Here is an 11,532-nt window from a genome sequence, read left to right as displayed (position 1 = left end):
ACTGGCACACTTGGCCAGGTGGTCGACTCCTTCGATTTTGAGGCGCTTCAGGCAGCAGGGATCGTCGATGCGCGCGAGCGGGCTGGTCTGATCGAGTACTTGATCGGACTGGGCTTCACCGCGGACGAGATGGTGGAGGCCGAGCGAAACGGTCGCCTGTTCGGACTTGCCGGTGACGCCCTGCTGTGGTCCGGTCCCCCGATCTATAGCCTGCGGGCCGCCGCAGATTCGATCGGTGTGGCGTTGCAGAACATCGAACACGGCTGGGCCATGCTCGGCCTGACCGTCGCAGATCCGGATACACCGGTGTTGAGTCAGGTCGACGTCGACGGCCTGGCGACCTGGCTCACGATGAGAGCGCAGATGGGTGAGGACGCCGCGGATGGCTTCCTGCGGGTCCTCGGCGCGACCGTCGCCCGGTTAGCCGAGGCCATATCTTCGATGATCCGGATGGGTCAACCCAAGATGTGGCTCGGCCACACCGGAGACGAACTCACCACCGCGCAGGCCTACCGCGCGGCCGCGGAGTTCGTCCCCCGCATCGGGGCGATGATCGACGCCGTCCACCGCCACCATCTGGTCAGTACCCGAACGTTCATAGAAGGCGTCGTCCGGGGTCCGTCGGCGAGCCTCGTGTGCGGCGTCGGTTTCGCGGATCTGTCCGGCTTCACCGCGCTGACCCAACTGCTGACGCCCGCGGAGTTGTCGACAATGCTCAGCGAGTTCGGGGCCACCGTCAGCGACGTGGTGCATGCCGACGGCGGGCGGGTGGTGAAGTTCCTCGGCGACGCCGTGATGTGGGTGAGCTCGGACCCGGAGCGGTTGGCGAAGGCGGCGCTCGACCTCGTCGACCATCCGCGGGCGCGAGAGGTCGGACTGCAGGTCCGCGCCGGTCTCGGCTACGGCGAGATCCTCGCCATAAACGGTGATTACTTCGGCAACTCGGTCAACCTGGCGGCCCGGCTGGTCGCTGCGGCGGAACCAGGGCAGATCCTCGCCGCAGCCGAAGTCCACGAGCAATTGCCGGACTGGCCGGCTATCGCCCAGGATCCGTTGATACTCAAGGGTTTCGACGAACCGGTGACGGCATACGAGCTCGGCCGCGGCCGATGATTCCACACTGACCGCCGATCGTTAGGGTTAACGCTCGTGAGCACACAACCCGGTTACCCAGCCCCTACCGTCGCCGCCGCCTCCTCGCTGCCGCGCCGCAGCGCCGGATCGGCGGTGCTGATCGTCCCGGTGGTCTCGTCCGGGCCAGAAGGCACCGAGGATCAGCCGGGTGCCCTCGTTGCCGCCGCTGAGCCGATCCTGTCGACCGAGGCGGTCGCCGAAATCGAGGACGCCCTGCGCGCGCTGAACGCCACCGGCGCCAGCGAGCAGGTGAACCGGCTGGTGGTGAAGTCGCTACCGGTGGCCAGCGTGCTGACGATCGGCCTGGGCAAGCCCCGCGACGAATGGCCTGCCGACGTGATCCGCTGCGCGGCCGGCGCAGCGGCGCGCGCGCTGGGGGCCGCCGAGGCCGCGGTCACCACGCTGGCCGAGTTGCCCGGAGCCGGGGTCCTGGCGGCCGTCGTGGAGGGGCTGATTCTGGGCAGCTACCGATTCACCGAGTTCCGCACCGACAAGACGGCACCGAAAGACCCGGGGCTGCGCAAGATCACCGTGTTGTCCACCGCCAAGGAAGCCAAATCGCAAGCCGTTCATGCAGCGGCGGTCGCGACCGCCGTCGCCACCGCCCGTGACTTCGTCAATACTCCGCCCAGCCACTTGTTTCCGGCTGAATTCGCAAAGCGGGCAAAAGCTTTGGGCGAATCAGTTGGTCTCGAGGTCGAGGTGCTCGACGACAAGGCGCTGCAAAAGGGTGGCTATGGCGGGGTGATCGGCGTCGGCAAGGGTTCGTCGCGGCCGCCGCGGCTGGTGCGGCTGACCCATCACGGGTCGAAGCTGGCCAAAAAGCCGAAGCATGCCAAGAAGGTCGCCCTGATCGGGAAGGGCATCACCTTCGACACCGGCGGCATCTCGATCAAGCCGGCGGCATCGATGCACTACATGACGTCGGACATGGGCGGTGCCGCGGCGGTCATCGCGACGGTGACGCTGGCCGCCCTGCGTGAACTGCCGATCGATGTGATCGCCACGGTGCCGATGGCCGAGAACATGCCGTCGTCGACCGCCCAGCGCCCGGGTGACGTGCTGACGCAGTACGGCGGGACCACCGTCGAGGTCCTCAACACCGACGCCGAGGGGCGATTGATCCTCGCCGACGCGATCGCCCGGGCCTGCGAAGACAACCCGGACTACCTGATTGAGACGTCGACACTGACCGGTGCGCAGACGGTAGCGCTTGGTTCGCGTACACCGGGGGTGATGGGCAGTGACGAGTTCCGAGACCGGGTGGCAGCCATTTCGCAGCAGACCGGCGAGAACGGCTGGCCGATGCCGCTGCCCGACGAACTCAAGGACGACTTGAAGTCGACGGTGGCCGACCTGGCCAACGTCAGCGGGCAACGCTTCGCCGGCATGCTAGTGGCCGGCGTGTTCTTGCGCGAATTCGTTGCCGACGGCGTGAATTGGGCGCACATCGACGTGGCCGGGCCGGCGTACAACACCGGCAGTCCTTGGGGGTATACCCCCAAGGGCGGCACGGGCGTTCCGACGCGCACCATGTTCGCGGTACTGGAAGACATCGCCGAGAACGGCTAACGAACGCCTCAGCGCGAGGCTAGTGGTGTACCACTGGCCGCTGGAACCATTTGACCTTCTGCCGCCAGGATTGCGCAGAGATCAATGCAAAACCGGCGCCGCACGTACACGCGAACAGCCAGACGAGCGCTGTGCCCAGCGGACCTTGAAGCGGCGCAATCAGCGCAGTGATCATCCGCACCGTGCAGGCCGAAATGCCGCTGGCGGAGGCGACCAGATAGAGATTGGCGAAGCGCTTCGAGCGAGGATCCTTCCGCAGCACCAGTAGTGCGCGTGAGCCGAACACCAGCAGGTAAGCCAGGGTTCCAGTGAGCACTACCCAGTACACGCTCAGCCAGAAGTCAGTGGGTAGCGCAAAGAAATCACGCGCATAGACCGTGCTGCCACGACTTAACGTGAACGTTGCCAACAACAATGGAATGCACAACGTCGCCGGCCGCTCGACATATTGCTTGAACGAAGTCTGCAAAGCGTCGTCGTCTTCAAGTCGACCGACCGCGTTGTAGACGATCGCCGAGGCCGCGACCACGTAACAGTCGTGTCCGACGTAGTTCTGCAGGTTCCATTCGCCGGTGATGTTGCGTAGGGCAACGCCCAGGCTTTCGGAGCACAGCGGGGACATCAGCGCGAGCGCGCATCCCTGCAGAGCAATGTTGAGCGTGGCGGCCACCTCCCACCGGCAATGCCAGGTGACTCGCCTTATCCAGAGGCTCCACGCGATGGATGCGAGGGTGATGGTGATGAGAGCGGTGAGAGCCACAGCGTTCCGTCAAGCAAGTGTTGTTAGAGCGGGGGCGCGTCTTGCCGCGGTCGCCACTCCGCAAGTTTTGTCGGCCGCTTGGTCTTCACCTGCACGTTGCCCGAGGCGTGCGATATCGGCGCACCGCCACGGATCTCCTCAGCCAGTTCGGTGATCTCTTCCGGGTCGATGAACCGGTACCGGGTGAGCAGCTCGGCGCGGTTGATACCGAGGTTGGCGGCGGCAACGCACAAGTTGTCCGCGGTGATCAAGGTTCCCTTGTCCAGCTGGTCGTAGTACGTGGACCGCGGCAATTCCATCGCCGTCCAGATTTCTTCTCTGCTGAGGGAACGCCCGGCCAAGTAGGAGAGCACCGTGGCTAGTTCTTTGCCGCTGTCGTCTGGATACACGGGGAACAAGATAATCCAGATTTTCGGCTTTCTAATCCAAACCCATTAAACACCCGATGTATTAACCGAGCCGAAACCGGGTATATCCGAGGTCACGGAACCAAAGTCCAATTTCTTGGACAATATTATTTGTCACGTTTCAAATATCACCGTCCCTCACCGTTCGCATGACACGGCCCTGAGACGAACCGGCGTGGCGCTGGTGCCAGGTGTCGTACCGGCTCCGCCCTGGTTGCGTGCCGCCAGCGCCGCAGTGACAGGATGGTTTCGGTAATCCGCTTGGGTGCGGCTTCCGTACACCGCGCTGTGGTAAGCCAGAGGTCGACCCGCGCCCACCGACCGATCCATCGAGGAGTCGACAGAGATGGCCTTCTCAGTTCAGATGCCGGCACTCGGTGAAAGCGTGACTGAGGGAACCGTTACTCGCTGGCTCAAGCAAGAAGGCGACACAGTCGAACTCGACGAACCCCTGCTGGAAGTGTCCACCGACAAGGTCGACACCGAGATTCCATCGCCGGCGGCGGGCGTACTCACCAAGATCGTCGCCCACGAGGACGACACCGTCGAGATCGGTGGCGAGTTGGCGGTCATCGGCGACACTGCGGAAAGCACGGACGGTGGCGGCGGCGAGCAACCCGCCGCCGCGTCAGCGCCTGAACCACAACCGGAGCCGGAAGCCCAGCCTGCGCCAGAACCGCAACCGCAGGCCGGACCCGAACCGGCCGCTGCGTCGGCAGCCAGCGGACAAGACGCGACCGGCACCTCCCAGCCGGTGCTGATGCCCGAACTCGGGGAGTCCGTCACGGAGGGCACGGTGACCCGCTGGCTGAAGAAGGTCGGCGACTTGGTCGATGTGGACGAGCCACTCGTGGAAGTTTCCACCGACAAAGTCGACACCGAGATCCCGTCTCCGGTGGCGGGCACGCTGATCAGCATCACCGCCGAGGAGGACGTCACCGTCTCGGTCGGCGGCGAGCTGGCCAGGATCGGCACCGGCGCCAGCGCAGTCGCAGCCAAACCCGAGCCGCAAGCCCCACCGGCAGCGCAGCCCGCGGCGAAGCCGGCACCGCAACCAGAGCCCGAAGCGAAGCCCGAGCCGCAAGCCCCACCGGCAACGCCACCCGAACCGGCACCGACGCCGCAAGCCACACCCGAGCCCGCACCCCAACCCCGGGCCGAGTCCGCTCCGACGGCCAGCGCGGCAAGCACTCCCTACGTCACGCCGCTGGTCCGAAAGCTGGCTTCCGAGAGCAACATTGATCTCAGCCAGGTGCACGGAACCGGCGTCGGCGGGCGGATCCGCAAACAGGATGTGCTGTCAGCCGCGGCGGAGAAGGAAGAAGTCGAAAAAGCTCCGGAAGCCGCGTCGGCCACTGCGGCCCCGGCGGCGCCGAAGCCGAGCGCGCCCACACCGGCGCCCGCGCTGGCAAATCTGCGCGGAACCACTCAGAAGGCTAGCCGGATCCGCCAGATCACGGCGAAGAAGACCCGCGAGTCGTTGCAAGCCACGGCACAGCTCACCCAGACCCACGAGGTCGACATGACCCGGATCGTGGGGCTGCGAGACAAAGCCAAGGCCGCGTTCGCCGAACGCGAAGGCGTGAACCTGACTTTCCTGCCGTTCATCGCACGCGCGGTGATCGATGCGCTCAAAGCACACCCGAACGTAAATGCCAGCTACAACGAAGAAACCAAGGAGATCACCTACTACGACGCCGAGCATCTCGGCTTCGCCGTCGACACCGAGCAGGGTCTGCTCTCCCCCGTCATCCACAACGCCGGTGACCTGTCGCTGGCCGGGTTGGCGCGCGCGATCGCCGACATCGCCGCACGCGCCCGGTCCGGAGACCTCAGGCCCGACGAACTGTCCGGCGGAACCTTCACGATCACCAACATCGGCAGCCAGGGCGCCTTGTTCGACACCCCGATCCTGGTGCCGCCGCAGGCCGCGATGCTGGGCACTGGGGCCATCGTCAAACGGCCGCGGGTCGTCGTCGACGACACCGGCAACGAATCCATCGGGGTGCGCTCGGTCTGCTACCTCCCGCTGACCTACGACCACCGGTTGATCGACGGCGCCGATGCCGGACGGTTCCTGACCACCATCAAGCACCGGCTCGAAGAAGGCGCGTTCGAGGCCGATCTGGGACTGTAGACAACGTGGCCAAGGCCGTCGTCGCGATCGCGGGCTCATCCGGGCTAATCGGCTCGGCGCTGGTGACGGCGCTGCGCACGGCGGACCATCGGGTCTTGCGGATCGTGCGCCGTGCGCCGGCCAATGCCGGTGAGCTGCACTGGGATCCGGACAGCGGCGAGTTCGACGCCGGCGCACTGAGCGGCGTCGACGCCGTGGTGAATCTGTGTGGCCTCAACATCGGGCAGCGGCGCTGGTCGGGGGCCTTCAAGCAAAATCTGCGAGACAGCCGCATCACGCCAACGGAAGTGTTGTCGACGGCGGTCGCCGAAGCCGGCGTCGGCGTGCTGGTCAATGCCAGCGCAGTCGGCTACTACGGCGACACCGAGGATCGGGTGGTCGTCGAAAGCTATTCGGCGGGAACGGGTTTCCTCGCCCAATTGTGTAAGGACTGGGAGGCGGCGACCGCGCCCGCCCAGCAGGCCGGCACCCGTGTGGTCCTGGCCCGCACCGGATTGGTGCTGGCCTCTTCGGGCGGCGCGCTGCGCCGACTGCGGCCGCTGTTCGCGGTGGGCCTCGGCGCCCGTCTGGGTAACGGCCGCCAATACATATCGTGGATCAGTCTCGAGGACGAGGTGCGGGCTCTGCAGTTCGCCATCTCAGATCGTCGGCTCGCCGGCCCGGTGAACCTCACCGGCCCAGCGCCGGTCACCAATGCCGAGTTCACCACGGCATTGGGCCGAGCGGTGAACCGGCCCACCCCGCTGACGATGCCGGCGTTCGCGGTGCGCGCTGCGCTCGGCGAGTTCGCTGACGAAAGCCTGTTGAGTGGGCAACGCGCAGTCCCGGCTGTACTGGAACGCAACGAGTTCGAGTTCCACCACAACACCGTCGGTGAGGCGCTGCGGTACGCCACCGCCACCCGCGATGTCGCCTAGACGCTGCCAGGTAGTAGCCAGGTTTTGGTTGTAGCCTCATCTCAGTGAGCACTATTCGTTCGAGCACCGACCCGATCGATGTCCGCCAGTTGGGCACCGTCGATTACCGGGTCGCATGGCAGCTGCAACGGGAACTGGCCGACGCCCGGGTGGCGGGCGGCACCGACACGCTGCTGTTGCTCGAACATCCGTCGGTCTACACCGCTGGACGCCGGACCCAGGCGCAGGAACGGCCAACAGACGGCACGCCGGTCATCGACACCGACCGCGGCGGCAAGCTCACCTGGCACGGCCCGGGTCAGCTCGTCGGCTATCCGATCATCAGGCTGAGCGAACCGCTCGATGTGGTCAATTACGTTCGGCGCATTGAAGAATCGCTGATCAAAGTCTGCACCGGGCTCGGTATGGAGGTGGGCCGCGTCGACGGTCGATCCGGCGTGTGGTTGCCAGCCGGCGGCGGTAGGCCGGCGCGCAAGGTCGCCGCGATCGGTGTACGCGTGTCGCGAGCAACGACGCTGCATGGGTTTGCGCTCAATTGCGACTGCGACCTGGACGCGTTTGAAAGAATCGTCCCCTGCGGCATCACCGACGCCGGAGTGACGTCGATATCGGCCGCACTGGGCCGCCGTGTCGGTGTCGACGACGTCCGGTCGGCGGTCGCTGACGCAGTGTGCGACGCTCTGGACGGCCAGCTGGCGCTTACCTCGCCTGCCATCCCGGCCCGCGTAGCATCGACGTCGTGACCGTCACTCCCGCGGGTCGGAAGCTGCTGCGTCTGGAGGTACGCAACGCGCAAACACCGATCGAGCGCAAGCCGCCGTGGATCAGGACCCGGCTGCGGATGGGGCCGGAGTACACCGAGCTGAAGAGCCTGGTCCGGCGTGAAGGTCTACACACGGTCTGCGAAGAGGCCGGCTGCCCCAACATCTACGAATGCTGGGAAGACCGGGAAGCCACCTTCCTGATCGGCGGTGAGGTGTGCACCCGGCGTTGCGACTTCTGCCAGATCGACACCGGCAAGCCCGTCCCGTTCGACCGCGACGAACCACGACGGGTGGCCGAAAGCGTACAGGCGATGAGCCTGCGGTATTCCACCGTCACCGGGGTGGCCCGCGACGACCTGCCCGACGGCGGCGCATGGCTCTACGCCGAAACCGTGCGAGCCATCAAGAGGCTCAACCCGTCCATCGGCGTCGAGCTATTGATCCCCGACTTCAACGGCGATCCCGACCGACTGCAGCAGGTCTTCGAGTCTCAACCGGAAGTGTTGGCGCACAACGTCGAAACCGTGCCGCGCATCTTCAAGCGAATTCGCCCGGCCTTCTCCTATCAGCGAAGCCTCGGCGTGCTCACCGCGGCGCGGGATTTCGGACTGGTCACCAAGAGCAACCTCATTCTCGGGCTGGGCGAGACGCCTAACGAGGTTCGCACGGCGTTGGCCGATCTGCATGAAGCCGGGTGCCACATCGTCACCATCACCCAGTATCTGCGCCCGTCGGCCCGGCACCATCCGGTCGAGCGCTGGGTCTCCCCCGATGAGTTCGTCGAGTATTCGGACTACGCCGAGCGACTGGGATTCGCCGGGGTGCTGGCCGGACCGCTGGTGCGTTCGTCATACCGGGCCAGGCGGCTCTACCAGCAGGCCAGCATGCGGCGGCCGGAAACGCGCACCGCGCCGTCGCACTGAGCCGCGCTTTCCGTATTCTTGGCGATTATGGCGAAACCCCGTGATGCCAAGGCGACCAAGGCCGCCAGAGCCGAGGCGAAAGCGGCCCGCAAGGCGGCCGCCAAAGAGCGCCGCAGTCAGCTCTGGCAGGCGTTCACCATCCAGCGCCAGGAGGACAAGCGGCTGTTGCCCTACATGATCGGCGCGTTCGTGCTGATCGTTGGGATATCGGTCGGGGTCGGGGTGTGGACCGGCGGGTTCACCATGATCACGATGATCCCGCTGGGCGTGGTGCTGGGCGTTTTGGTGGCGTTCATCATTTTCGGTCGGCGTGCGCAGCGGTCGGTGTACAGCAAGGCCGAGGGTCAAACCGGCGCCGCTGCCTGGGCGCTGGACAACTTGCGCGGCAAATGGCGCGTCACCCCCGGTGTCGCGGCTACCGGCCACTTCGACGCGGTGCACCGGGTGATCGGCCGACCAGGGGTCATCCTGGTAGCCGAGGGGTCGGCGGCGCGGCTCAAACCGCTGCTTGCCCAAGAAAAGAAACGCACCGCCCGGCTGGTCGGCGAAATCCCGATCTACGACATCATCGTCGGCAACGACGAGGGAGAGGTTCCGCTGGCCAAGCTCGAGCGCCACCTGGCCCGGCTGCCGGCCAACATCACCGTCAAACAGATGGATTCGTTGGAGTCGCGGCTGAGCGCGCTGGGTTCCCGGGCCGGGACGGCCGCGATGCCCAAGGGCCCGCTGCCCGGCACCGCCAAGATGCGCGGCGTTCAGCGCACCGTACGCCGCCGGTAGCTCGTCAACTCAGCGCCGCACGACGGCGGTGCCGGTCAGGCGGTCCTGCAGCCCCCGGCCGTCGACGTCGACGAACAGTGCGGGGATAACGAGCGCAATCATCGCCCCGCGCACCACGGCGCGGCCTAAACCGACGTGGCGCCGTTCATCGACGGACGCCACCCGAAGTCCCAGCGCGAACTGGCCCGGGGTGAACTCGAACAACCGGACGGCGACCACTCCCAGTGCCAGCCAGATCAGCAAAACCGCCGTCGATAGCATCCTCGGCGAGATCAGCCCGAGCGTCATACCGAGGGCAGCCAGCCCGTAGGCGAGCAACCAGTCAACGAGCAGCGCTGCGAGCCGGCGACCCAGGCGGGCCAACGAACCAGGGCCACGCTCGGGCAATCCGAGCTTCTCACCCGGATATCCCTGCGGCGGACCCGATTCGAGCGGCCCGGGACCGGAAAGCCAAGATCGGTTGCTGCGGGCCATGACCCCACAATAAGGTTAGGTCTGCCCTGACTCGGCGGCGAACCGCGACGTCGCGTAACGTCGGCGCAACGCAGGGTTGACTCCCAGGCAACACCGCGTCCATAGCGTCTGGTCGGGCGAACCGTCACGGCCAGGTAAAGGAGAGCGCTTCAATGACCGCAGTAGATTCTTCGAGGCCCACAGTAAAGGAGAGCGCTTCGGTGTCCGCAAAGACGGCCGATGACATCATCAAAATCATCAAGGATCAGAAGGTCGAGTACGTCGACGTCCGGTTCTGCGATCTGCCCGGCGTCATGCAACACTTCACGATCCCGGCGTCGGGGTTCGACCGGGGCGTGTTCAAGGATGGGATCGCCTTCGACGGCTCATCGATTCGCGGCTTCCAGGCGATCCACGAGTCGGACATGCTCTTGATTCCTGACCCCGACACCGTCCAGCTCGACCCGTTCCGCGAAGCGAAGACGCTGAACCTCAACTTCTTCGTGCACGACCCGTTCACCCTTGAGGCCTACTCACGCGATCCGCGCAACGTCGCCCGCAAGGCGGAGAACTACCTGAATAGCACCGGCATCGCCGACACCGCCTACTTCGGCGCCGAGGCCGAGTTCTACATCTTCGACTCGGTGAGCTTCGACTCGCGCGCCAACGGCGCGTTCTACGAGGTGGACGCGATCTCGGGGTGGTGGAACACCGGCAACGCGACCGAGGCTGACGGCAGCGCCAACCGCGGCTACAAGGTCCGCCACAAGGGCGGATACTTCCCGGTGGCCCCGAACGACCAGTACGTCGACCTGCGCGACAAGATGCTGACCAACCTGATCAACGCCGGCTTCACGCTGGAAAAAGGCCACCACGAGGTGGGCAGTGGCGGGCAGGCCGAGATCAATTATCAGTTCAACTCGCTGCTGCACGCCGCGGACGATGCGCAGTTGTACAAGTACATCATCAAGAACACCGCGTGGCAGAACGGCAAGACCGTTACGTTCATGCCCAAGCCGTTGTTCGGCGACAACGGCTCTGGTATGCACTGCCACCAGTCGCTCTGGAAGGACGGCAGCCCGCTGATGTACGACGAGACGGGCTATGCCGGTCTGTCGGATCTCGCCCGCCACTACATCGGCGGCCTGTTGCACCACGCGCCGTCGCTGCTGGCGTTCACCAACCCGACGGTCAACTCCTACAAGCGGCTGGTGCCGGGCTATGAAGCCCCGATCAATCTGGTGTACAGCCAGCGCAACCGGTCGGCGTGCGTGCGCATCCCCGTCACCGGCAACAACCCGAAGGCCAAGCGGCTGGAGTTCCGGAGCCCCGACGCGTCGGGCAACCCCTATCTGGCGTTCTCGGCGATGATGATGGCGGGCCTGGACGGCATCAAGAAGAAGATCGAGCCGCAGGCGCCGGTCGACAAGGATCTCTACGAACTGCCGCCAGAAGAGGCCGCGAGCATCCCGCAGACGCCGACCCAGCTGTCCGATGTGATCGACCGTCTCGAAGCGGACCACGAATACCTCACCGAGGGAGGCGTTTTCACGCCCGACCTGATCGAGACATGGATCAGCTTCAAGCGCGAGAACGAGATCGACCCGGTCAACATCCGGCCGCATCCGTACGAATTCGCGCTGTACTTCGACGTGTAACGCGGGCCAACCTGCTGACCTGCGGCG

Annotated in this window: 11 protein-coding genes; 8 read left to right on the top strand and 3 right to left on the bottom strand. The window is 65.6% G+C overall.

All coding sequences use genetic code 11. The features are described from left to right. Positions 1–18: 18 nt before the first annotated feature. Complete coding sequence (locus VEI45_RS16635; protein WP_324855129.1) at positions 19–1,113, top strand: adenylate/guanylate cyclase domain-containing protein; 1,095 nt, start codon at positions 19–21, stop codon at positions 1,111–1,113. 36 nt (positions 1,114–1,149) lie between these two features. Beyond that, positions 1,150–2,706: a leucyl aminopeptidase gene (locus VEI45_RS16630; protein ID WP_324855114.1), complete on the top strand. Its 1,557-nt coding sequence runs from the start codon at positions 1,150–1,152 to the stop codon at positions 2,704–2,706. A 19-nt stretch (positions 2,707–2,725) separates the two neighbouring features. On the opposite strand, the gene VEI45_RS16625 is transcribed toward VEI45_RS16630, so the two are convergent. Further along, a complete protein-coding gene (locus VEI45_RS16625; protein ID WP_324855112.1) occupies positions 2,726–3,466 on the bottom strand; it encodes a hypothetical protein in 741 nt (246 codons plus the stop codon). Positions 3,467–3,489: 23 nt separating this feature from the next. Next, on the bottom strand, positions 3,490–3,855 hold the full coding sequence (locus VEI45_RS16620) for a hypothetical protein (RefSeq protein ID WP_324855110.1): 366 nt from the start codon (positions 3,853–3,855) through the stop codon (positions 3,490–3,492). A 364-nt stretch (positions 3,856–4,219) separates the two neighbouring features. Between VEI45_RS16620 and sucB the strand changes: the two genes are divergently transcribed. Genes sucB through VEI45_RS16595 form a run of 5 tightly spaced genes read left to right on the top strand, consistent with a single transcriptional unit; the run spans position 4,220 to position 9,394 of the window. Then, the gene (sucB, locus tag VEI45_RS16615; protein ID WP_324855108.1) at positions 4,220–6,010 is read left to right on the top strand and encodes a 2-oxoglutarate dehydrogenase, E2 component, dihydrolipoamide succinyltransferase; all 1,791 of its coding nucleotides are present in this window, start codon (positions 4,220–4,222) and stop codon (positions 6,008–6,010) included. 5 nt (positions 6,011–6,015) lie between these two features. Continuing rightward, a complete protein-coding gene (locus tag VEI45_RS16610; protein ID WP_324855106.1) occupies positions 6,016–6,927 on the top strand; it encodes a TIGR01777 family oxidoreductase in 912 nt (303 codons plus the stop codon). A gap of 44 nt (positions 6,928–6,971) precedes the next feature. Continuing rightward, positions 6,972–7,670, top strand: coding sequence for a lipoyl(octanoyl) transferase LipB (gene lipB / locus VEI45_RS16605; protein WP_324855103.1), 699 nt, complete (start codon positions 6,972–6,974; stop codon positions 7,668–7,670). Beyond that, positions 7,667–8,614, top strand: a complete 948-nt coding sequence (gene lipA, locus VEI45_RS16600; protein WP_324855101.1) for a lipoyl synthase — start codon at positions 7,667–7,669, stop codon at positions 8,612–8,614. The genes lipB and lipA overlap by 4 nt, the downstream gene beginning before the upstream one ends. Positions 8,615–8,641: 27 nt before the next feature. After that, on the top strand, positions 8,642–9,394 hold the full coding sequence (locus VEI45_RS16595; protein WP_324855099.1) for a DUF4191 domain-containing protein: 753 nt from the start codon (positions 8,642–8,644) through the stop codon (positions 9,392–9,394). Between the two features lie 9 nt (positions 9,395–9,403). Here VEI45_RS16595 and VEI45_RS16590 read toward each other — a convergent pair whose 3' ends face one another. Next, the gene (locus VEI45_RS16590; protein ID WP_324855097.1) at positions 9,404–9,868 is read right to left on the bottom strand and encodes an RDD family protein; all 465 of its coding nucleotides are present in this window, start codon (positions 9,866–9,868) and stop codon (positions 9,404–9,406) included. A 200-nt stretch (positions 9,869–10,068) separates the two neighbouring features. Here VEI45_RS16590 and glnA point away from each other — a divergent pair, with 200 nt between their 5' ends. Further along, positions 10,069–11,505: a type I glutamate--ammonia ligase gene (gene glnA, locus VEI45_RS16585; RefSeq protein ID WP_324855095.1), complete on the top strand. Its 1,437-nt coding sequence runs from the start codon at positions 10,069–10,071 to the stop codon at positions 11,503–11,505. Positions 11,506–11,532: the final 27 nt, after the last annotated feature.

The organism is Mycobacterium sp., assembly GCF_035623875.1.
Taxonomy (GTDB): Bacteria; Actinomycetota; Actinomycetes; order Mycobacteriales; family Mycobacteriaceae; genus Mycobacterium.
The sequence above is the reverse complement of the archived record's forward strand: the minus strand, read 5'-3'. Positions and strand labels throughout refer to the sequence as shown.

Bases quoted from the DNA above. Each gene is read 5' to 3' on its own strand.
- sucB (WP_324855108.1), top strand. From the start codon at position 4,220: ATGGCCTTCTCAGTTCAGATGCCGGCACTCGGTGAAAGCGTGACTGAG.
- VEI45_RS16595 (WP_324855099.1), top strand. From the start codon at position 8,642: ATGGCGAAACCCCGTGATGCCAAGGCGACCAAGGCCGCCAGAGCCGAG.
- VEI45_RS16590 (WP_324855097.1), bottom strand. From the start codon at position 9,868: ATGGCCCGCAGCAACCGATCTTGGCTTTCCGGTCCCGGGCCGCTCGAA.